General features: G+C 64.6%; 21 protein-coding genes. 10 read left to right on the top strand and 11 right to left on the bottom strand.

Features of this window, described 5'->3' with window-relative positions:
• The coding region (locus tag ACOQFP_RS17785) for an HNH endonuclease signature motif containing protein (RefSeq protein ID WP_421585052.1) at window positions 1-208 on the top strand (208 nt) is incomplete at its 5' end.
• Between the two features lie 107 nt (window positions 209-315).
• Here ACOQFP_RS17785 and ACOQFP_RS17790 read toward each other — a convergent pair.
• Complete coding sequence (locus ACOQFP_RS17790; protein ID WP_206487311.1) at window positions 316-744, bottom strand: type II toxin-antitoxin system Rv0910 family toxin; 429 nt, start codon at window positions 742-744, stop codon at window positions 316-318.
• Window positions 745-804: 60 nt separating this feature from the next.
• Between ACOQFP_RS17790 and ACOQFP_RS17795 the strand changes: the two genes are divergently transcribed.
• From ACOQFP_RS17795 to ACOQFP_RS17805, 3 genes are all read left to right on the top strand, one after another.
• Window positions 805-3,087 (top strand): ATP-dependent DNA ligase, encoded by a 2,283-nt coding sequence (locus ACOQFP_RS17795; protein WP_421585053.1) that lies wholly within the window; start codon window positions 805-807, stop codon window positions 3,085-3,087.
• 227 nt (window positions 3,088-3,314) lie between these two features.
• A complete protein-coding gene (locus tag ACOQFP_RS17800; protein WP_206487315.1) occupies window positions 3,315-4,529 on the top strand; it encodes a lipase family protein in 1,215 nt (404 codons plus the stop codon).
• An 88-nt stretch (window positions 4,530-4,617) separates the two neighbouring features.
• Entirely contained in the window at window positions 4,618-5,607 is a 990-nt protein-coding gene (locus tag ACOQFP_RS17805) for an iron-siderophore ABC transporter substrate-binding protein (protein ID WP_421585054.1), read from the top strand.
• A gap of 25 nt (window positions 5,608-5,632) precedes the next feature.
• Here the strand turns inward: ACOQFP_RS17805 and ACOQFP_RS17810 are convergent, their stop codons facing one another.
• From ACOQFP_RS17810 to ACOQFP_RS17820, 3 genes are all read right to left on the bottom strand, one after another.
• Window positions 5,633-7,519, bottom strand: coding sequence for an ABC transporter ATP-binding protein (locus ACOQFP_RS17810; protein WP_206487319.1), 1,887 nt, complete (start codon window positions 7,517-7,519; stop codon window positions 5,633-5,635).
• Between the two features lie 142 nt (window positions 7,520-7,661).
• The gene (lon, locus tag ACOQFP_RS17815) at window positions 7,662-9,977 is read right to left on the bottom strand and encodes an endopeptidase La (RefSeq protein WP_421585055.1); all 2,316 of its coding nucleotides are present in this window, start codon (window positions 9,975-9,977) and stop codon (window positions 7,662-7,664) included.
• Between the two features lie 91 nt (window positions 9,978-10,068).
• Window positions 10,069-10,467 (bottom strand): winged helix-turn-helix transcriptional regulator, encoded by a 399-nt coding sequence (locus ACOQFP_RS17820; RefSeq protein ID WP_206487323.1) that lies wholly within the window; start codon window positions 10,465-10,467, stop codon window positions 10,069-10,071.
• Between the two features lie 113 nt (window positions 10,468-10,580).
• On the opposite strand from ACOQFP_RS17820, the gene ACOQFP_RS17825 reads away from it, so the two are divergent.
• Window positions 10,581-11,471 carry an alcohol dehydrogenase catalytic domain-containing protein gene (locus tag ACOQFP_RS17825; protein WP_421585056.1) on the top strand — a complete coding sequence of 297 codons (891 nt, stop codon included), beginning with the start codon at window positions 10,581-10,583 and terminating at the stop codon, window positions 11,469-11,471.
• Between the two features lie 7 nt (window positions 11,472-11,478).
• On the opposite strand, the gene ACOQFP_RS17830 is transcribed toward ACOQFP_RS17825, so the two are convergent.
• The 3 genes from ACOQFP_RS17830 to ACOQFP_RS17840 form a co-directional block, all read right to left on the bottom strand.
• On the bottom strand, window positions 11,479-12,180 hold the full coding sequence (locus tag ACOQFP_RS17830) for a type 1 glutamine amidotransferase domain-containing protein (RefSeq protein ID WP_421585057.1): 702 nt from the start codon (window positions 12,178-12,180) through the stop codon (window positions 11,479-11,481).
• A gap of 81 nt (window positions 12,181-12,261) precedes the next feature.
• On the bottom strand, window positions 12,262-12,555 hold the full coding sequence (locus tag ACOQFP_RS17835) for a hypothetical protein (protein ID WP_341243737.1): 294 nt from the start codon (window positions 12,553-12,555) through the stop codon (window positions 12,262-12,264).
• Window positions 12,556-12,608: 53 nt separating this feature from the next.
• Complete coding sequence (locus ACOQFP_RS17840) at window positions 12,609-13,376, bottom strand: putative protein N(5)-glutamine methyltransferase (RefSeq protein WP_421585058.1); 768 nt, start codon at window positions 13,374-13,376, stop codon at window positions 12,609-12,611.
• A 62-nt stretch (window positions 13,377-13,438) separates the two neighbouring features.
• Here ACOQFP_RS17840 and ACOQFP_RS17845 point away from each other — a divergent pair, with 62 nt between their 5' ends.
• Both ACOQFP_RS17845 and ACOQFP_RS17850 read left to right on the top strand, forming a co-directional pair.
• Window positions 13,439-13,822, top strand: a complete 384-nt coding sequence (locus tag ACOQFP_RS17845; protein WP_206487338.1) for an MmcQ/YjbR family DNA-binding protein — start codon at window positions 13,439-13,441, stop codon at window positions 13,820-13,822.
• 43 nt (window positions 13,823-13,865) lie between these two features.
• A complete protein-coding gene (locus ACOQFP_RS17850) occupies window positions 13,866-14,684 on the top strand; it encodes a pentapeptide repeat-containing protein (RefSeq protein ID WP_421585059.1) in 819 nt (272 codons plus the stop codon).
• Here ACOQFP_RS17850 and ACOQFP_RS17855 read toward each other — a convergent pair.
• The gene (locus ACOQFP_RS17855; protein ID WP_341243735.1) at window positions 14,673-14,879 is read right to left on the bottom strand and encodes a DNA-binding protein; all 207 of its coding nucleotides are present in this window, start codon (window positions 14,877-14,879) and stop codon (window positions 14,673-14,675) included. The two genes, ACOQFP_RS17850 and ACOQFP_RS17855, sit on opposite strands and share 12 nt — an antisense overlap.
• Before the next feature lie 35 nt (window positions 14,880-14,914).
• Here ACOQFP_RS17855 and ACOQFP_RS17860 point away from each other — a divergent pair, with 35 nt between their 5' ends.
• Window positions 14,915-15,802, top strand: coding sequence for an oxidoreductase (locus ACOQFP_RS17860; RefSeq protein WP_206487351.1), 888 nt, complete (start codon window positions 14,915-14,917; stop codon window positions 15,800-15,802).
• Between the two features lie 33 nt (window positions 15,803-15,835).
• On the opposite strand, the gene ACOQFP_RS17865 is transcribed toward ACOQFP_RS17860, so the two are convergent.
• Both ACOQFP_RS17865 and ACOQFP_RS17870 read right to left on the bottom strand, forming a co-directional pair.
• A complete protein-coding gene (locus ACOQFP_RS17865) occupies window positions 15,836-16,900 on the bottom strand; it encodes a glycerophosphodiester phosphodiesterase family protein (protein ID WP_421585060.1) in 1,065 nt (354 codons plus the stop codon).
• Window positions 16,901-16,911: 11 nt separating this feature from the next.
• A complete protein-coding gene (locus ACOQFP_RS17870; RefSeq protein ID WP_421585061.1) occupies window positions 16,912-17,472 on the bottom strand; it encodes a TetR/AcrR family transcriptional regulator in 561 nt (186 codons plus the stop codon).
• 60 nt (window positions 17,473-17,532) lie between these two features.
• Here ACOQFP_RS17870 and zapE point away from each other — a divergent pair, with 60 nt between their 5' ends.
• Window positions 17,533-18,408 (top strand): cell division protein ZapE, encoded by an 876-nt coding sequence (zapE, locus tag ACOQFP_RS17875; protein WP_421585062.1) that lies wholly within the window; start codon window positions 17,533-17,535, stop codon window positions 18,406-18,408.
• A 302-nt stretch (window positions 18,409-18,710) separates the two neighbouring features.
• The gene (locus ACOQFP_RS17880; RefSeq protein ID WP_341243743.1) at window positions 18,711-19,556 is read left to right on the top strand and encodes a pirin family protein; all 846 of its coding nucleotides are present in this window, start codon (window positions 18,711-18,713) and stop codon (window positions 19,554-19,556) included.
• Between the two features lie 16 nt (window positions 19,557-19,572).
• Here the strand turns inward: ACOQFP_RS17880 and ACOQFP_RS17885 are convergent, their stop codons facing one another.
• Window positions 19,573-20,097, bottom strand: a complete 525-nt coding sequence (locus tag ACOQFP_RS17885; RefSeq protein WP_421585063.1) for a ribonuclease H family protein — start codon at window positions 20,095-20,097, stop codon at window positions 19,573-19,575.
• Window positions 20,098-20,274 lie beyond the last annotated feature (177 nt).

A 20,274-nucleotide genomic window follows, 5' to 3' on the forward strand; every position in this document is an offset into this window, starting at 1 on the left:
CCACATCCGACACTGGGCAGACGGCGGCCCCACCGACCTGAACAACCTCGTCCTACTCTGCGGCTTCCACCACCGACTCATCCACCATTCGGACTGGGAAGTGTTCATCGCCGACGACAACCACCCCTGGTTCATCCCACCGGCATCAGTGGACCCGAACCGAGAACCCCGACCCTCCCACGCCCGAGCCGGCCCCCACATCGCCTGAACCCCGCCCACACCTCAACGACCCCCGAAACGCAATCCAGCCCCGCACCGAGAACACGGTGCGGGGCCGGAAGAGATTGTCGTGCAACTACTTCAGCAAGGGATCTGTCACTGCAATGCCGCCAGGTTCGCAACAGACTTCTTGACATCGGTATCGAGAGCTCGTGCCACCACCGAACCCACCGGACCGAACAACACACCGCCACCGAACTTCGCATCGAGCGTCAACTCCGAACCTCCCTCGGCCTCACGCACATGGACGGTCAACGAAATCTTCACCCCGCCCTTACCGCGGCCGGACATCTCGATCAGCTTCGGCTCGTCGTATTCGGTGAAGGTCCAGTGGATCGTGTTCTTGAACCCTTTGACCTTCACCAGTGACTCCACCTCGGTGCCCTTGCCGACCTTCTTCGGCGGTGGACTGCACCACCCACCGTGGATCGTCATCCACTCGTCGAACCGATCGAGCGCGGAAGCCTTGTCCCACGCACCCTGCGGATTCTCCGGCATCTGTACCGAGACACTGATCGTCGCCATAGGAGAAGAGCCTGTCACAAGTCCGCAGCATGTTCAGACGGCGGCCGTTAACCTGAGACGATGGCCACGCTCGAGATCGAAGGTCGAAAGGTCTCCGTCACCAACCTCGACAAAGTGCTGTACCCCCAGACCGGCACCACCAAGGGCAACATCATCGAGTACTACGTTGCCATCGCACCCGCAATGCTTCCGCACCTCGCGGGCCGAGCCGTGACCCGTAAACGCTGGCCGAACGGCATCGATCAGTCCTCGTTCTTCGAAAAGAATCTCGCCGCTTCTGCACCGGACTGGCTCGACCGCCGGTCGATGCAGCATTCCGACCGCATCGTCACCTACCCCCTGTTCTCCGACGCAGCCGATCTCGCCTGGCTCGGGCAACAGGCCGCCATCGAAGCGCACGTTCCGCAGTGGCGGTTCGACGGCACCGAACCCGGACCGGCGACCCGCATGGTCTTCGACCTCGACCCCGGCGATGACGTCGATCTCGCTCGATGCGCCGAAGTAGCGTGCGAGATAAGAGATCTGATCGGCGATATCGGGATGACCGCGTATCCGGTCACCAGTGGCAGCAAAGGAATCCACCTCTACGTGCCGCTCGAGAAGCCGCTGACGACATCGGGTGCCTCCACCGTCGCCAAACGTGTTGCCACACTGCTCGAAGAACGCTCACCGGACCGGGTCACGGCCACGATGGCGAAGGCGAAGCGAACCGGACGGGTGTTCGTCGACTGGAGCCAGAACAACGGCAAGAAGACGACGGTCGCCCCGTACTCGTTGCGTGGGCGAGCGTTGCCCACCGTCGCGGCCCCGCGTACCTGGGACGAGCTGGAATCGGCGGGCCTGCAGCAGCTTCGATTCGAGGAAGTACTGGAACGATTCCAGGACCTCGGCGATCTGCTGGCACAACTGGACCCCCCAGTCGACTCGGTTCCCCACAACAGCCCTGCCACAGACAAACTCGACAAGTACCGCAGTATGCGCAGTGCCGACAAGACGCCCGAGCCGATACCGACCACCGCCGAGCCGAAGGGCAACGACGACACCTTCGTCATCCAGGAACACCATGCCCGACGCCTGCACTACGACTTCCGGCTCGAACACGGCGGAGTGCTGGTCTCGTGGGCCGTCCCCAAGAACATCCCGGTCGATCCGAAGCAGAATCGGCTGGCCGTACACACCGAGGACCACCCGCTCGAATACGCATCGTTCTCCGGTCGAATACCGAAGGGCGAATACGGCGGCGGCGATGTCACGATCTGGGATCGCGGAACCTACGAGCTGGAGAAGTGGCGTGAGGACGAAGTCATCGTCGTCCTGCACGGCTCGAAGGCGCGCGGCAGGTTCGCCCTGATTCGCACCAAAGGCAACCAGTGGCTGATGCATCTGATGAAGGACGCATCCAGCAGCACGACCGAAAGTCCATCACCCCAGAACATCTCGCCGATGCTCGCCACCGCCGGTGAGATCGACGACCTGCCGGACGGGGAATGGTCATTCGAAGGCAAGTGGGACGGTTTCCGCATCGTCGCGGAACTGATGCACGGCGCGATGACTCTGCGCACACGTAGCGGCAACGACTACACCGAGAAATTCGGTGCACTGCAATCCTTGGCCGACGACCTGGTCGAACACGAGGCCGTCATCGACGGGGAAGTCGTCGTGTTCGACGAACATGGCATCAGCAGTTTCGAGATGCTGCAGAACGCAACCCGGGACGAGATCCGGTTCATTGCCTTCGATCTGCTCTACCTCGATGGCACCTCCCTGATCCGGAAGAAGTATTCGGATCGCCGACGCCTCCTCGAGCTACTCACCACCGGGCTCGACTCGGTTCTGGTGCCACCACAGCTGACGGGGTCCGCCGAGGACGCCATCGCCGAGAGCAGGGAACGTGGCTGGGAGGGAGTCGTTGCCAAACGTACCGATTCGATCTACCAACCGGGCAAACGAGCGCACACCTGGATCAAACACAAGAATTGGCGCACGCAGGACATCGTGATCGGTGGATGGCGTCCGGGCCGGGGCCGTCGATCCGGCGGATTCGGCTCCTTGCTGATGGGGATCCCCGATGGGGACCACCTGCGCTACGTCGGCCGCGTCGGAACCGGGTTCGACGACCGCACCCTCGACACTCTCGCGGCGCTCCTCGCTCCGCTCGAGGCCGCAGACAGTCCGTTCTCCTCGATACTGCCGACCGCCGATCGCACCGGCGCGGTATGGGTGGAACCGAGCCTGGTCGGCGAGGTTCGGTACTACGAAGCAACCGAATCGGGTCACCTCAGGCATCCGAGTTGGCGCGGCCTGCGCCCCGACAAAGCACCGAACGACGTCGTTCTCGAGTAACGCTCGATGTGCGGGGCAACATCTCTCCTCCCCTCGAGAAACCGGCACTCGGACCGTTCTTCTGTTGCCATAGAATCTCCGAGTGCGTACCGTTCGTCCTACCGTTTCCAGGGGGAGCACAACGAGTCGCTGTAACTGCTGTATCGATTTGCCGCCGGCTCCACGGGAGCTTGTCGGATCGTCGGAACGCTTGCCGTTTCGATTCAGGCACGGAGGGGATTATCTAGATGCGGGTTCACAAATTGGCAGGCGCTGCCGCAATCACGGCAGTGGCTGTGTTGTGCTCATCGCTCGTCGGCGCAGGTCAGGCTGCGGCTGAGCCGCTCATGCCGACCCCTATCGCAGACGGATTCGGCGCACCGCCCGCAGATCTCGAGGCCCTGCAACCGGGCGATGTCATCTCCAGCCGACCGATGCCACCGCCGCCCGGATTCTTCGATATCGACGTGTGGCAGCTCAAGTTCCGCTCGACCGATTCGGCCGGCGACCCCATCGCAGCGATCAACACCGTGTTGGTTCCGCACAACAAAGCCCCCAATGGCCCGCTGCTGTCTTACCAACACATCATCAACGCACTCGGTCTCGAATGTGCACCTTCACAAGCACTCTGGTCCAACGACCCCAATCTGGCGATCCGGGAGGCTCCCGCCCTCAACGCAGTGCTGCAGCGCGGCTGGACCGTCGTCATCGCAGATCACCTCGGGCCTCGAAGCGCCTACGGTGCCGCCAAGCTCGGCGGGCAGATCGTGCTCGACAGTATTCGCGCCACGCAACGCTTCGACCCCATCCAGGTTCAGCAGAGCCGGGTCGCGCTGGCGGGTTACTCCGGCGGCGGCATGGCAACAGCGTGGGCCGCGGCGTTGCAGAACGACTACGCACCCGAACTCAACATCGTCGGGAGCGCAGCCGGTGGTGCCCCGATGAACCTCGAGCGCATGGCTCGCGATCTCGGTTTCGCTCCGCACCCGATGTTCGGTCTGGCTTTCGCCGCCGCAATCGGTATCGAGCGTGAGTACCCCACTCGCATCCCGATCAGTTCTCAGCTGAACCCGCTCGGCAAGGAGATCGAGCGCAAGATTCAGAACGGATGCACCAACGACATCATCGCCGCGGGCGCAGGCAAGAGCGCCATGGAGGTCGCAGGCAAGCTGGACCTGATGAACAGCCCGGAGATGATTGCGGCCGTCAACGAGAACAGCGTCGAGATGTACCCCGGCGTGCCGAAGGCTCCGTACTTCGAGTGGCACAGCCCCGCCGACGCATTGATCCCGGTCAGCGCCATCGACAACACCATTGCTCGATACTGCCGCGCAGGAGTTCTGGTCACCGAGGTGAAGGTGCCGAGCAACGATCACCTGACCGCGGCGGTACTCGGACTTCCACAGGCATTGGAGTGGATCGACCAGCGATTCGCGGGAGTACCGGCAACGACCAACTGTTGATCTGATCGCCCGGCCGGCGCAGGCACGTCCACCAACACACTGGAGGATCGGTTAGGCTAACCTCGCTTCCCTGAGCGAGGAGATCCCCATGAAGAACCCTGCCCTGCTGGCCGCCGCCGGTGCCTCCGTGTTGGCGCTGGCGGTTGGCTGTTCCACCGACGACAGATCCGCTGCATCCAGCACTTCCGGTAGCGCGGACGGCTTCCCGGTCGCCATCGAGCATCGGTTCGGCGAGACGGTCATCGATGCCGAGCCGACCCGCATCGTGACGATCGGGTTCAACGAGCAGGACTTCGTACTCGCTCTCGGCGTCCAGCCCGTCGCCACTCGGGGCAACCTCGGGTACGACTACCGGCAGCGGCCCTGGGCCCAAGAAGCGCTCGGCGGCACCGAGATTCCCGAGGTCGGGAGCACCGACCTCAACCTGGAGCAGATCGCAGCGCAGGGACCCGATCTGATCCTCGGCCCGTACTCGTTCATCGATCAGAGCCAGTACGACACTCTCTCGAGCATGGCCCCCACGATCGCCGACATCGGCGGCTACGAGGACGTACCAGCCGCGACCTGGCAGCAGGAATTCGCTACGGTCGGCGAGGCCCTCGGCAAGTCTCAGGAAGCGAAGGATCAGACGGCCGAGCTCGAGCAGAAGTTCGCCGACACCGAAGCCGCGAACCCCCAGTTCACCGGCAAGTCACTGTCTCTCGCGTTCGTCATGAACGACGGCAGCTACCTGCTTCTCGGCAAGGACGACATCCGCGCGCTGTTCTTCACCGACCTCGGCTTCGAGATACCCGACGCGTCCGAGACGATCAGCCCCGAGAACCTCGGCCGACTGGACACCGACGTTCTCGTCATCGCCGGCGAGAGCCGCGAGCAACTCCAGGCCGGCCCGCTGATCGCCGCCCTCGACGCCGTGCAGCAGGATCGAACCGTCTACATCGGCTCGTTCGGCACCGATCTGCCCGCAGCCCTCGGCTACTCGAGCCCACTGTCGCTGAACTACGCGATCGACGGGTTCGCTCCCCTGCTGGCGGCGGCCGCCGACAACGACCCTTCCACGGTGGTACCGACACCCTGACGACGCTGCTTCGATCCGCCAGGTGTCAGCCCTGTCCCACTCGCGCGCCGTCCGACTGGGAGAACTGCGTCCGGTGCAGTTCCTCGTAGCGGCCGCCTACCGCGAGGAGTTCGTCGTGGGTGCCGCGCTCGACGATCCGCCCGTCCTCGACCACCAGGATCACATCGGCTGCCCGGATCGTCGAAAGCCGGTGCGCGATAACCACGGACGTCTTTCCGTCCAAGGCCTCGGCCAACGCGGCCTGCACAGCGGCCTCGGACGTCGAGTCGAGCGAGGCGGTCGCTTCGTCGAGGATGACCACACGGGGCTGCGCGATCAGCAACCGCGCGATCGTCAAGCGTTGACGCTCGCCACCGGAGAGCCGATACCCGCGTTCGCCGACGACGGTATCGAGGCCATCGGGTAGGGAACGGACGAGATCGGCCAGCCGCGCCCTCGACAGCGCGTCCCACAGTTCGTCGTCGGTGGCGTCGGGCCGCGGTAGCTGCAGATTCGATCGAATGCTCTCGTGGAACAGGTGACCGTCCTGAGTAACCATTCCCACTGTGCCACGCACTGATTCGGCCGTGAGATCCTTCACGTCGATGCCGCCGAGCCGAACCGCTCCGCTGTCGACGTCGTACAGCCGCGCCACCAGCTGCGCGATGGTGGACTTACCGGCACCCGAGGATCCGACCAGCGCGACCATGTGGCCCGGTTCGGCACGGAACGACACACCGTGCAGAACCTCTTCGCCCCCTCGCGAATCCAGAGTTGCGACCTCCTCGAGCGAAGCCAGCGAGACCTTGTCCGCCGAGGGATAGGCGAATCGAACATCGTCGAATTCGACGGCCACCGGCCCCGGCGGCACCGTCTGCGCGTCGGGCTTGTCAGCGATCAGTGGAACGAGATCGAGAATCTCGAAGACCCGCTCGAAGCTGACCAGCGCGCTCATGACCTCCACCCGAGCACTGGCCAGCGCGGTCAGGGGAGAGTAGAGCCGGGCCAGCAGAAGCGACAGCGCCACAACCGAACCCGGGTCCAGCCGACCACTGAGTGCGTAGAAGCCGCCGAGGCCGTACACCACGGCGAGAGCAAGGGCGGACACCAGCGTCAGCGCCGTCACGAACACCGTCTGCACCATGGCACTGCGCACTCCGATGTCTCGGACCCGCCTGGCTCGGATCGCGAACTCGACCGATTCCTGCTGTGGATGACCGAACAGCTTCACCAGCGTCGCCCCGGGGGCCGAGAAACGCTCGGTCATCTGCGTGCTCATCGCCGAGTTGTGTGCTGCCGCTTCGCGTTGCAACCGTGCGAGGCGTCGACCCATCCGGCGCGCAGGAAGCACGAACACCGGCAGCAGGATCAGTGCGAGAAGCGTGATCTGCCAGGAGATTCCGATCATCACCACGAGGGTCAACGCCAGTGTCACCAGGTTGCTGACGACGCCGGACAGGGTGGTGCTGAAGGCGCGCTGCGCTCCGATGACGTCGTTGTTGAGCCGACTGACCAGCGCACCGGTGCGGGTCCGGGTGAAGAACGCTATCGGCATGCGTTGCACGTGATCGAACACAGCGGTCCGTAGATCCAGGATCAGGCTTTCGCCGATGTTCGCCGAGAGCCACCGATTGATCAGACCGAGCGCAGCATCCACCAGTGCGATCGCGGCGATGGCCAGCGCGAGCAATACCACCACGCGCAGTTCTCGTCCGTCGACGATCGCGTTGACGACCCGACCGGCAAGCACCGGCGTGGCCACCGCAAGCACGGCCAGGGCAACGCTGAGCACCAGGAATCCGCCGAGGGAACGCCGATGTGGGGCCGCGAACGACAGGATCCTGCGGGCGGTCTCCTTGGAGAACGACGATCGAGTATCTGGACTGTGCATCGAGCGATACATCTGGTTCCAGGCGGTCATTTCCATGCTCATGTCATCATCCTCATGTCAACAACGTAGAACCTCGACATAGCTCGAGGTCAAGCGCGGGCCACTCGTGCCCGCGTCGGCCCCACCGAACGGCAGGTCCGAGCCTCGGTAACGCAAGACCGGACCTGCCGCTCCCATGGTCGTCTCACGCTGCAGCGGCGTCCGCCACCGGTTCCAGCGCGAGCGCGAGGATGTCGGCGACGTCGGTCATCGGACGAACGTCCAACCGCTCGAGCACCTCCGCGGGAACCTCGTCCAGATCCGGTTCGTTGCGGGCCGGAATGAACACTGTTGTCAGCCCGGCGCGCTGCGCAGCCAGCAACTTCTGCTTCACTCCGCCGATCGGCAGCACCCGCCCGTTCAACGTGACCTCACCGGTCATGCCGACATCCGAGCGCACCGGCCGCCCGGTGGCCATCGACACCAGAGCGGTCACCATCGTCACGCCGGCCGACGGCCCGTCCTTCGGCACCGCTCCGGCCGGTACGTGCACGTGAATGCGACGATCCAGCGACTCGGGCGTGACGCCGAATTGCGCTGCATGCGACCGCACATAGGACAGCGCGATCTGTGCCGACTCCTTCATCACGTCACCGAGTTGGCCGGTGAGCTCGAGGCCGGGACCTCCGTCGGTGGAGGCTGCTTCGATGAACAACACATCTCCGCCGAGACCTGTGACCGCCAGACCAGTTGCCACCCCGGGCACTTCGGTACGTTCGTGCGCCTCCGGGGTGAAGCGTGGACGACCCAGGTAGGTCACCAGATCCGGCTCGTCGATCTCGAGTGCCTCCGAGCTGCCGACCAGCGTGGTCGCGACCTTGCGTAGAGCCTTGGCCAGTAGTCGTTCGAGTTGCCGGACCCCCGGCTCGCGGGTGTAGTCGGCCGCGATCTTGCGGAGCGCGGCATCGGATACCGTCACCTCCTCGGATGTGACTGCGGCCCTGTCCATCTGACGGGGCAGCAGATAGTTTCGGGCGATGACGACCTTGTCGTCCTCGGTGTATCCGTCGATGGTCACCAGTTCCATGCGGTCGAGCAGCGGCCCGGGAATCTGGTCGATCACGTTGGCCGTGGCGAGGAACACCACGTCGGACAGATCGAGATCCAGATCGAGGTAGTGATCACGGAACGTGTGGTTCTGTGCAGGATCGAGTACCTCGAGCAGTGCTGCGCTGGGGTCGCCGCGGTAGTCCGAGCCGACTTTGTCGATCTCGTCGAGCAGCACGACGGGATTCATCGATCCCGCCTCACCGATGGCGCGAACGATTCGACCCGGCAGCGCACCGACGTAGGTGCGGCGGTGTCCACGAATCTCGGCCTCGTCGCGGACCCCGCCGAGGGCGACGCGCACGAAGGTGCGACCGAGCGCGCGTGCCACCGATTCCCCGAGCGAGGTCTTGCCTACTCCGGGTGGTCCGGCGAGCACCATGACGGCACCGGATCCGCGTCCGCCGACCGACTGCAGGCCGCGCTCGGAGCGTCGCGCACGAACCGCCAGATATTCGACGATCCGATCCTTTACATCGTCCAGTCCGTGGTGATCCGCGTCGAGAACGGCACGAGCAGAGTCGATGTCGGTGTTGTCGACGGTGGTGTTGTTCCACGGAAGGTCGAGCACGGTGTCCAGCCAGGTGCGAATCCAGCCCGATTCCGGGCTCTGGTCGCTGGCTCGCTCCAACTTGCCGACCTCGCGCATCGCTTGTTCGCGCACCGTGTCGGGCAGGTCCGCGGACTCGACACGGCCGCGGTAGTCGTCGGCACCGTCGGGCTCGTCCTCACCGAGTTCCTTGCGAATGGCCGCCAATTGCTGACGGAGCAGGAACTCCTTCTGGGTCTTCTCCATGCCGTCTCGAACGTCGCCGGAGATCTTGTCGTTGACCTCGATTTCGGCGAGATGGGCCTTGGTCCACTCGATCAGCGAGGACAGTCGTGCTGCCACGTCGGGCGTTTCGAGCAGATCACGCTTCTGCACGTCGGTGAGGTACGACGCGTAGCCGGCGGTGTCGGCGATTGCACCCGGGTCGGTGAGCTTGTTCACCGAGTCGATCACCTGCCATGCGTCGCGCCGTGGCAGCATCGCCACGACGAGCTGTTTGTATTCGGCGGCAAGGGCTTTGAGGTCCTCGTCTGCAGTCTCGTCGGGTACCGGCTCCGCCTCGACCCACAGGGCTGCACCGGGACCGCTGACGCCGTGGCCGATGTGCGCGCGGCGGGTGGCTTTGATGACCGCCGCGGGTCGCCCGTCGGCCAGGCGTCCCATCTGGACGATCGTGGCGAGGACGCCGTACGCGGCGTATCGGTCTTCGAGACGGGGTGCCACGAGCAGCGTGCCGTCGTTGCTCGCCTTCGCCGCATCGACGGCGGCACGTGCAGCCTCGTCGAGTTCGACGGGCACCACCATTCCGGGCAGAACGATGGGATCGGTCAGGAACAGTACGGGGACACGAACGGTTTCGGTCACTTCTCCTCCAAAGGATTGAGCTATAGAGGCTCAACTTCGAAAGCAGTAGTGATGTTCCCGGGACGGTCGCCGTTCTCCGTGGGCAGAATCTCTACGCGAGAGCGGCGTGCGCCTCGCGGGCGCGCTCGACTTCGTCCATGTGCTGTTCTGCCCAGGACTTGATCTGAGCCATCAATTCCCGCAAGGACATCCCGAGAGAGGTCAGTTCGTAGTCGACTCGCACCGGGACATCGGCGGTCACCGTCCTGGTCAACAAACCGTCCCGTTCGAGGCTGCGAAGTGACTGAGTGAGCATCTTCTGGCTCGCACTCGGGATACGGCGAGAGAGTTCGGAGTAGCGCAGGGAGCCCTCACCGAGAGCGACGAGGATCAACGCCACCCACTTGTCGCTGATCCGACCCAGCAGCTTCTGACTCGGACACGCCGCCACGAAGGCGTCGTACTCGATTTTCGCCTCGGCTCGTCGCGCCGCTGCAGTCGCCGTTGCCATACCGAACCTCCACCAGGGTTACGCACTTTCAGGTGCCTACTTCCGATTAGAGAGTGGCATGGACAGGATCGGCATGGCAACCGATCAGCCATCATCGAAAGGACACGAACATCATGCGCGCAGTAGTGAGCGACGGTCGCGGCGAACTGCAGTCGACCGAACAGCCGATGCCCGAACCAGATTTCGGCCAGGTACGCATCGCAGTCGCCGCGGCGGCCGTGAACCCGGTGGACATCGCAACCCGAAACGGAATGCTGCACACCGGCGCGGTCCCCGAAGGAACCATTGTGGGAATCGGGTGGGACGTATCCGGCGTCGTCGACGCCGTGGGTGACGGTGTCGATGCACCTGCGGTAGGGACGCGGGTCCTCGGGCTCCACGCCGATGCGACGTCCCCGCTCGGCACCTACGCCGAGTTCGCCGTACTCCCGGCGGACGTCACAGCAGTGATTCCGGACGGCATCGACACAGTGGAAGCGGCATCGATCCCGCTCAACCTACTCACCGCCGACCAAGCGCTCGACCTCGCCGGACCGGTCGGCACGCTTCTGGTGACCGGTGCTGCCGGCGGGGTCGGCGGATTCGCAGTCGCCCTCGCCGCACATCGCGGGTGGACGGTGACAGCGCTCGCGCGCGACACCGACAAAGAATTCGCGGTGCGCGCCGGCGCGACCTCGGTCGTGGGCAGCATCGCCGACGCGGGCTCCGTGGACGCGGTCCTCGATACCGCTGCCCTCGGCGCAGACGCCCTGGCTGCCGTGCGAGACGGCGGTCGCTACGTCGGAGTGCTTCCGCCTGCGGTACCCGACGGCGAACGCGACATCTCGACGACGGCAGTATCGGTTCGGCACAACGGGGCCAGGTTGACCCAGCTCCTCGAACTGGTGGTCAGCGGCGTGATCGAGGTCCGAGTCGCCGGAACGCTCACCCTCGACCACGCACGCCAGGCGCAGGATGCGGCCTCGACCCCTGGAGTGCGGGGCCGATGGTTGCTCACACCCTGACTGCGCTCTAGCTCAGTGCACTGACCAGCTTTTCCGCCAGCGGACGCGTCGAGGCCGGGTTCTGTCCGGTGTACAGATTCCGGTCGACGACGACGTTCGGTCCCCAGGCGTCCATCGAGTCGAACTTCGCGCCGTTCTCGCGCAGCCGAGTCTCGAGCAACCACGGGGCCTTGTCGGCGAGCCCTGCCTGAGTCTCCTCCTCGTCGGTGAATGCGGTGAGCTCGTACCCGTCGAACGCCCAGGTCCCGTCGGCGCGGACGGCAGGTAGTAGCGCGGCGGGCGCGTGGCACACCGCGGAGACGACCTTGTTCGCGTCGAGGAAGTCCACCACCAGCGCGCCGAAGCTCTCGGACACAGCCAGGTCCTCCATCGGTCCGTGACCGCCGGGAACGAACACGACATCGAAATCCGACGCCTTCTGCTCTTCCAACACCGCGGGCGAAGCCAGGATCGACTCGATCGAGGCGAGGTAGTCCTTCTGATCCGCCACCTTCTGCTCGTCACCGCCGTTGGCGTCGACGGCCAGGCTGCCCTCGTCGACAACCGGTGCCTTACCGCCCGGCGTCGCGACCGTGATGTCCCACCCGGCCTCGGAGAATGTGCGATGGGATTCGACGAGTTCCTCGGCCCAGTACCCGGTGGGGTGCTTGCTTCCGTCGTTCAATGTCCAGTGATCGGCAGCGGTCACTGCGAACAGCAATGTAGTCATGGTCGAACAGCCTCTTCCTGAGATCGGGATCCTCTCAGGCATGCCACGAAGACACCGGATCGAAACCGATTCGACCGTCGATCAGGTCGGCGTCGGACCGAATCCGCGATACGGCGACAGCGGAATCAGCGTGAACTCGGACAATCCGGACGACGCCATCGGCAACGCGTCGACAGTGGCCTGCGCCGTGACGGCGTCTTCTGCTTCGACGAGGAAAGCAGCTCCCGCCACGTCTCCGCGCAGCCAAATCTGGCGCACGATTCCATCCGCGTACAGTGCCCGAACGGCCTCGGTCTCCTTCGGCAGCACCGCCGAGAAGTCCTCGGCCGAGTACTGCTCCACCCTGCGCCGACTCATCACCAGAAACTGCATCATGGCTCCTTTGCTGCGACCCCCACGAGCGCTCCAACCCATCGTAGATATGCGGGTCACGACCCACCCGTCGACCCGATCACCACCACCGCGTCGAACATCTCGGATTCGCGGACCTGGCCGGTGAACCCGGCTTCGAGCACTGCGTCGAGCGTCGAATCCGACAGTGCTGCACTGGTTTCGATGAGCAAGTGGCCACCTGAATGCAGCCATTGCCCCGCTCCGGCCGCCACCCGACGATGGATGCCGGCACCGTCCGCGCCGCCGTCGAGCGCGGTGCGGGGCTCATAGTCCCGCGCCTCCCGCGGCATCAGCTCGATATCGCTCGTCGGAACGTAGGGAGCGTTGACGACCACGGCATCGAACCTGCCGCGCAGCTCCGGCGGCAGCGCGTCGAACAGGTCGCCGCGGTGCACGGTCGCTCCCATGGCGTCGAGGTTGCGCCTGGCACAGTCCACCGACGCGTCGTCGATATCGGCGGCATGCAATTCGGTGACGCCACCGACCGACAGACCTACCGCGCCGGAACCACAACACAGGTCCAGTAGAACCGAAGGATGCAGTGCTGCAGCACATTCGACGAGAAACTCGGTTCTGCGGCGCGGGACGAAGACGCCGGGTTCGACGGTGACGCGTCGACCACAGAACAACACCCAGCCGACGATGTACTCGAGCGGTTCACCGGCAATACGTCGCTCCAGCAGTGGCGTCAGCTCGGCGGGCGACGAGGCGGACTCGATCAGGATGTCGGCTTCCTCCTCGGCGAACACGCACCCAGCACCGCGCAGCGCGGACACCACCTCGCCGTAATCGAATTCCGCCATGGCGGTGCCTCCTGCCTCGATGAAATACTGTAAACCCGTGTGCCGCACATGAGGAGTGTCCGATGGATTGGGAATCCGCCGTCCGTGGGATCTGCCTGGCGCTGCCCGAAACACACGAAGAACAGGCGTGGGTCGGCACGCGTTGGCGGGTGCGTTCTCGCACGTTCGCCCATGTACTCGAGATTCTCGACGGTACTCCCCCTGCATTCGCTCGGGCTGCCGGAACTACCGGACCGGCCCACGTCCTGATCTTCCGCTCCAGCGGAATCGAACTCGACGCTCTGTCTGCGCGTTCCGGCTTCTTCGCGCCGGGTTGGGGCCCGCAGATCATCGGGATGCTGCTCGACGAGTCCGTGGACCACGCAGAACTCGGCGAACTGATCACCGACAGTTACTGCACGCGGGCCCCGAAGAAGCTCATCGCCCTCCTCGACCTACCTCGGTGAATCTCGTTTGACGGTGCCGCACACGGAGGGACAGAGTGGACGCATGCGTCCGTCCGAGAATTTGCTGGCCGACTGCGGCAGCTGCTTCGGACTCTGTTGTGTCGCTCTGCCCTTCGCGAAGTCCTCGGATTTCGCGATCGACAAGGCCGCCGGGCGGCCGTGCCCCCACCTCGAGCAGGACTCTCGCTGCGGTATCCACTCCTCGCTCCGGGAGAGGGGCTTTCCCGGATGCACGGTGTACGACTGTTTCGGTGCGGGCCAGAAGGTCTCGCAGTCCACGTTCGGTGGACGAGACTGGCGTCAGCAGCCGTCGAACTCGTCGCAGATGTTCGCCGTGTTCCCGATCATGCGTGATCTGCACGAGCTGCTGTGGTACCTGGCGGATGCACGGGAGCGGACATCGACAGCGCCCCTGCACAATCGGCTCGATCACCAATACGCCGAACTGGAGACCCTCACCTCGGCGACGCCCGAGATTCTGGTGTCGGTGCCTGTTCCGGCCCTGCGCTCTCGGGTGAACGAACTGCTACTGGAGGCAAGCGAACTGGTTCGCGCAGAAGTGAAGGGCAAGAAGAACTACCGCGGTCGCGACATGATCGGAGCGAAGCTCGCCGGTGCCGACCTGCGCGGTGCGAGCCTGCGCGGCGCGTATCTGATCGGAGCCGATCTACGCGGGGCGGACCTGCGTCTGGCCGATATGGTCGGCGCAGACCTGCGCGGGGCCGATGTCCGAGGCGCGGACCTACGCGGCAGCATCTACGCCACCCAGTTCCAGATCAATGCGACGCGGGGTGACCTGGCCACCATGCTGCCTGATTCCCTGATTCGTCCGAGCCACTGGGGTGAGCGCTCAGCCCAATGATCGGCCGGTCCGCTCCAACTCGGCTTGGATGACCGTCAGTGCCTTCGGCCCGACACCGTGCAGCTTCTTCAGCTCCGCCGCCGGCACTCCCACCAAATCGTCCAAGCAGGTGTATCCCGCACCACGCAGACCCCGGGCTGCGGGATTGCTGGTTCCCTTCGGAAAGTCCGCATCTTCGGTTTCTGCTCCGGCCATAGGCAAAGTGTAAAACGGGGCGGTAGCCTGGCGCCGTGCCCGAAACCAAGCAGAAACGCGTTGTCATCACCGGAGCGAACACCGGTATCGGCTACTACACCGCTTTGGACCTGGCCAAGCGCGGCAACCACGTGACGCTGGCATGCCGTAATCAGGACAAGGCCGAGGCCGCAGCGACGAAGATTCGCGCGGAAGCACCGAACGGAGAAGTCGACACGGCCGTGTTGAACCTCGCCGATCTGGCCTCGGTGCGTGAGTACGCCGAGTCGGCACCCGAGTCGATCGATGTGCTGATCAACAATGCCGGCGTGATGATGCCTGCATCGCGAACCGAGACCGTGGACGGATTCGAGCTCCAACTCGGCACCAATCATCTCGGTCACTTCGCACTGACCGGGCTACTGTTCCCCAAGCTCTCCGAGAACGCGAAGATCACCACCATCGCCTCGGTCGCCCACAGGCAGCGCCCCAGACTCGACTTCGACAATCTTCAGCTCGAACGTGGCTACAACCCACAGCGCGGCTACGCGAACTCCAAGCTCGCGAACATCCTGTTCGCGCTCGAGTTGCAACGCAGGATCGACAAGGCCGGATCGAAGGTCACCAGCAACGCCGCGCACCCCGGAATCTCCTCGACCGAGCTCTACTCGAGCCCGGACGGATTGGGTAGCAACAAGATCCTGTCCGCGCTCGCACCCATCGGACTGAAGTTGATCTCCCAATCTGCCAGTGCCGGAGCACTACCCACGCTCTACGCAGTCGACGTAGCGGGCGGCGGTACCTACAGTGGCCCCACCTCGCTGTTCGAGTCGCGTGGCAAGCCGGGCCCGGCGTCCATGACTCGCATGGCTCAAGATCCCGCCCTCGCAGCGAAGCTGTGGGACGTCAGCGAGAAGCTGACCGGAGTGGGCTACCCGCTGTGACGCCCACGCCGTTGTGACGCCCAGGCCGCGCGCTCATCGCGCGGGCTGAGGGAGGGGAAGGCCGCGGTCGCTCATGACGGTGCGCGCGCGGTCGGGATAGTCGGTGATCAGACCGTCGACGCCCAAGTCCATCAACGCATGCATCGTGTCCGGGTCGTCGACGGTCCACGGGATCACTCGGATTCCGCGCTGGTGGGCCGAGTCGACCATCTCTCGGGTGACGAAGAGCTCGAAGTCGGGATCGCCGACCTTGCCGCTCTGCGGATTTCCTTGTACGGGCGAATAGGCCGACGCTCCGAACGAGTCGATAGCGGCGATGGCGTCCCCATCGAAATCGTCGATATCGATTCCGCCGAGCCAGGGTGACGCACCGTCCTGGCCGACCTGCAGGAAATCGCCGTTGGTCAAGGCCACCAACGGCACCTCGGGTTCGGCTTCTCGGACCAGTTTCAATGCGCCCCAGTCGAAACTCTGCACCGTGACCCGGTCCAGCATTCCCGCATCGCGAATGGTTCCCAACACTGTGTCGACGAAGTGCTCGCGCGGGGCGGTCTCGGTGGGGCTGGCCGCCTCGACTTTGGTTTCGACGTTGAGCTTCACCTCGGGGGCATCGACCGATTTCACCAGATCGAGCACCTCGGTGAGCGTCGGCATGCGAGCCCCAGGTACTCGGCGTTGCTCCGGGTAGTCCGCCAGCGGTACCGCACCGCAGTCCAGTGTGCCGACCTGTGCGAGGGTCAGCGTGTTGACGAACTTTCCGACGTACGGATACTCCGGATCTCCGGGCGTGACCGCGCCGGTATCGACGCACTTCTTGTCCGAAACCTTGCGGTCGTGTGTGACGATCGCGATGCCGTCCTCGGTGATCTGCGTATCCAGTTCCAGGGTGCTGACCCCGAGTTGCAGTGCATTGGTGAAGGATTCGATGGTGCTCTCGGTGACCAAGCCGAGGCCGCCGCGATGCGCCTGCAGATCGAACGCACCGAGCGGCGCTGCGTCACTGTCCGACGCCGCCGGGTCTGCGGTCGAGTCGGTACTGCACCCCGCCAGAAGCAGAGCGCCTACGCATGCCACCGACAAGTACCCACCGCATCGCATGATCGGCGAGGCTAGTCGAGACCGGTGTCCGGCGAGTTCCCACGCAGTGAACTTCTGACACCCTCGAGGTAGACGGAAATCGGAACTTTCATCGCTGCAACATCATTCGATCTGCGACGCCCGAACACGACATCCGCTACCAGGCCCTCGCACAGCGAGACCAGGCCGTCCCCGTGCTCGGGATCGTCGAACAATTCGCGAGCGCGTTCGCGGGAGAAGAGCGAACCAGCCAGCGTTGCTCGAACATCCTGTGCAACAGCAGAATCGAGCATCAGTGCATAGCGAGCCTGGAGGTGGACCATGCGATGGGTGAGCGCATCATCTAGGTACTGCGCGACCACCGTGGCCACATCACCGTCGTTGCCCGCGATGTCCACGAACGATGTTCGCGACAGCTCCACCAGGCGTGCGGCCACCGCCGTCAGTAGATCGGACTTGGTACGGAAGTAGTAGGACGTCGACCCGGCCGGGTAACCGAGGGCCGAATCGATCGCACGGTGGGTCAGCGCGCGCAGGCCGTCGCGGGCAACGACCTCGAGGGCTGCGTCGGCGATGGCGGTTCGGCGATCCATGAACGTGAGCCTACACACGGGCTCTACAAATGTAGAGGCAGGCGGCGTACTGTTCGATTCATGCGCCCCACTCCACCCCGACGCGTCTTCGATACCACCTTCACACTCGACGACGCCCAGGCCGCCGCCGCGGACGCACTGTCGACGCCCGGCACGAGGGGCATCTATCTGTGGGGTCCCGTCGGCCGCGGCAAAACCTGGTTGCTGGACACCTTCTTCGCCCATGTCGACGTCCCGGCGAAAAAACGCGTCCACTTCCACAGCTTCTTCCGCGACCTCCACCGGGCGTACTTTCGCCACGGATTCGCGATCGACGCGGCCATCGAGGAGATTCTGACCACGGGCCGCGTTACCGCTTCACTGCTGTGTTTCGACGAATTCCATGTCCACGACATCGGCGATGCCCGCCTCATCACTCGCATGCTCGACGCCTTGTTCGCTCGCGGCGTCGTTCTGGTCCTCACCTCGAACTACGCACCCGACGACCTGCTACCGAATCCGCTGTTCCACCCGGCCTTCGTCCCGACGATCGAGAGGCTGAAAGAGCACCTCGACGTGGTGTGCGTCGACGGCCCTGTCGATTACCGCTCGGTCGGCACCAGTGGGTCGCGCTTTGCGTCGGGAACCTGGAGCCTGCACCCGGCGCGGGACGGCCACACGTTTGCGGAACTGTGCTGCGCGCCCCGTTCGACGGGCGACTACCTGAGGATGGTCGAGGCCACGACGAGCCTGACGGTCACCCAGATTCCGGCGCTTGCCGGTGTCGACGAGTTCGCCGCGCAACGGTTCGCCAACCTCGTCGACGTCCTGTACGACCGTGATGTGCGGACCGAATTCCACGCCGGAGTCTCGCTGCACGAATTCGCCGTCGGCTGCTCGGGCCTCGATACCGATCGATTGATCAGTCGGCTCAGCGAGTTGGACTCGACACGATAAGGACGTCCTCACGCAGGCTCACGTGGGCAAAAAGGGAGACACCCACTACTGACGGCGGTCGGGGGCGACAGCAGCAGCGGGTGTCTCAGATTGGATTCGCTGCACCTCACGGGGTGGATGGGTATCGGATGGGAAATTCTTTCGAATTTTTTTCGGGCATCCGAGGCATAGCCTGTGACCATGCCTTCAACCCCAGCGGAGCTCGACGAAGGCACCGTTTTCACAATTGACACCGACATCTGGGAGCACACGTGATCGAGGTTCTCACTCCGCGCGAGGTTCCACTCGGCGGCCCGCGCGCCATGAAGGTTCGGCGCACCCTGCCGCACAAGGATCGTTCCCTGATCGGTGCATGGTGTTTCGCGGACCATTACGGGCCGGAGCGCTCGCGGATGGATGTCGCTCCGCACCCGCACACCGGTTTGCAGACGGTCAGTTGGCTGTTTTCCGGTGAGATCGAGCACCGCGACAGCATCGGATCGCATGCGATGGTGCGACCGGGGGAGCTGAACCTGATGACCGCAGGGCAGGGCATCAGCCACTCCGAGGTGTCCACCCCCGAGGCCGACATTCTGCACGGAATGCAGTTGTGGGTGGTACTCCCGGCCGTCTCTCGATTCGTGGCACCGGCATTCGAGCACTACGTACCAGAACCTGTCACCGCACCCGGTCTCACCGGCCGGGTCTTCCTCGGCACAGCTCTGGGCGAGACCTCGCCGGTGGCGACGTACACACCCCTGCTCGGAGCAGAGATCGTGCTCGACGCCGGAGCCCGGGTCACGCTCGAGATCGACCGCACCTTCGAGCACGGGATCATCGTCGATCAGGGTGACGTGGCCCTGAAGTCCGGGCCGGACTGGCACGAACTCCACGCTGCCGAGCTGGGCTACCTCGAGCCCGGGCACGGCGAACTGCACCTACACAATTCGACGCAGGATGCGGTTCGGTTTCTGCTGCTCGGCGGCCCGCCGCTCGGCGAGCAGATCGTCATGTGGTGGAACTTCGTCGGCCGCAGCCACGAGGACGTCGCGGAATACCGAGCCGCGTACGAGGCCGAGAACGGCCAGTTCGGAACCGTGGACGGCTATCCCGGCCCGCGTTTGCATGCGCCCGAGCTGCCGAACGCTCGTCTCCGGCCCCGCGGCTGACCGACGGGCCCGCCCCTCAGAACAGTGTCGCGATCTCCGGCTCCGAGGACTGCGGTACGGCACGCGCTGCGTGTTCAGCCGCCGCGGGCTTGGATCCGGCGTTCGCCCCCGCCGCGGCGACCGCCCGGGCTGCTTCGCCTGCCAGGGCGTCGGCCGCTTCATTGAAGTGATTGCCCACGTGGCCGCGGACCCAGCGGAATCGGACCGGCCCTTCACGTTCGGTGATGGCTCGCTCGATGCTCTGCACCAACTCCAGATTGCGTACCGGGGTGCCGCTCGCCGTTTTCCATCCCTTGCGTTTCCAGCCCGCGAGCCACTCGGACGCGCACTTGATGGCGTACTGCGAGTCCGACTCGATCAACAGCGGCTCGGGACCCGAATGAGCCAGGACAGCCTCGAGCAGAGCACGGAGTTCGGCTATCTGGTTGGTGCCCGAGGGCTCGCCGCCGGATTTACTCGGACCCGTGTGGTTGACCCACGCCCACCCGATTGCTCCGCCGGGGTTGCGCAGACACGAGCCGTCCGTACTCACGATGATCACGGACAGGACCCTACTTCGGGCCACCGACAAACCCCGGCTGACTCGCCCCGACGAACGTCGGAGACTTCGTGACGGCTGTGCACCCATGACCGTCGGGAAAGAGAAGTCCTCGGTTACCTCGTACTCGGCAAGCGCAACAGCGATATCGCGGCGGAACGAAGGCCGGAATCCGAGCAT

Source organism: Rhodococcus sp. MALMAid1271 (assembly GCF_049195265.1).
GTDB lineage: Bacteria > Actinomycetota > Actinomycetes > Mycobacteriales > Mycobacteriaceae > Rhodococcoides.

Excerpts from the sequence above, each read along its gene's own strand:
- ACOQFP_RS17790 (WP_206487311.1), bottom strand. The coding sequence starts at position 744 with ATGGCGACGATCAGTGTCTCGGTACAGATGCCGGAGAATCCGCAGGGT.
- ACOQFP_RS17795 (WP_421585053.1), top strand. The coding sequence starts at position 805 with ATGGCCACGCTCGAGATCGAAGGTCGAAAGGTCTCCGTCACCAACCTC.
- ACOQFP_RS17800 (WP_206487315.1), top strand. The coding sequence starts at position 3,315 with ATGCGGGTTCACAAATTGGCAGGCGCTGCCGCAATCACGGCAGTGGCT.
- ACOQFP_RS17805 (WP_421585054.1), top strand. The coding sequence starts at position 4,618 with ATGAAGAACCCTGCCCTGCTGGCCGCCGCCGGTGCCTCCGTGTTGGCG.
- ACOQFP_RS17810 (WP_206487319.1), bottom strand. The coding sequence starts at position 7,519 with ATGAGCATGGAAATGACCGCCTGGAACCAGATGTATCGCTCGATGCAC.
- ACOQFP_RS17820 (WP_206487323.1), bottom strand. The coding sequence starts at position 10,467 with ATGGCAACGGCGACTGCAGCGGCGCGACGAGCCGAGGCGAAAATCGAG.
- ACOQFP_RS17825 (WP_421585056.1), top strand. The coding sequence starts at position 10,581 with ATGCGCGCAGTAGTGAGCGACGGTCGCGGCGAACTGCAGTCGACCGAA.
- ACOQFP_RS17830 (WP_421585057.1), bottom strand. The coding sequence starts at position 12,180 with ATGACTACATTGCTGTTCGCAGTGACCGCTGCCGATCACTGGACATTG.
- ACOQFP_RS17835 (WP_341243737.1), bottom strand. The coding sequence starts at position 12,555 with ATGATGCAGTTTCTGGTGATGAGTCGGCGCAGGGTGGAGCAGTACTCG.
- ACOQFP_RS17840 (WP_421585058.1), bottom strand. The coding sequence starts at position 13,376 with ATGGCGGAATTCGATTACGGCGAGGTGGTGTCCGCGCTGCGCGGTGCT.
- ACOQFP_RS17845 (WP_206487338.1), top strand. The coding sequence starts at position 13,439 with ATGGATTGGGAATCCGCCGTCCGTGGGATCTGCCTGGCGCTGCCCGAA.
- ACOQFP_RS17850 (WP_421585059.1), top strand. The coding sequence starts at position 13,866 with ATGCGTCCGTCCGAGAATTTGCTGGCCGACTGCGGCAGCTGCTTCGGA.
- ACOQFP_RS17855 (WP_341243735.1), bottom strand. The coding sequence starts at position 14,879 with ATGGCCGGAGCAGAAACCGAAGATGCGGACTTTCCGAAGGGAACCAGC.
- ACOQFP_RS17865 (WP_421585060.1), bottom strand. The coding sequence starts at position 16,900 with ATGCGATGCGGTGGGTACTTGTCGGTGGCATGCGTAGGCGCTCTGCTT.
- ACOQFP_RS17870 (WP_421585061.1), bottom strand. The coding sequence starts at position 17,472 with ATGGATCGCCGAACCGCCATCGCCGACGCAGCCCTCGAGGTCGTTGCC.
- zapE (WP_421585062.1), top strand. The coding sequence starts at position 17,533 with ATGCGCCCCACTCCACCCCGACGCGTCTTCGATACCACCTTCACACTC.
- ACOQFP_RS17880 (WP_341243743.1), top strand. The coding sequence starts at position 18,711 with ATGAAGGTTCGGCGCACCCTGCCGCACAAGGATCGTTCCCTGATCGGT.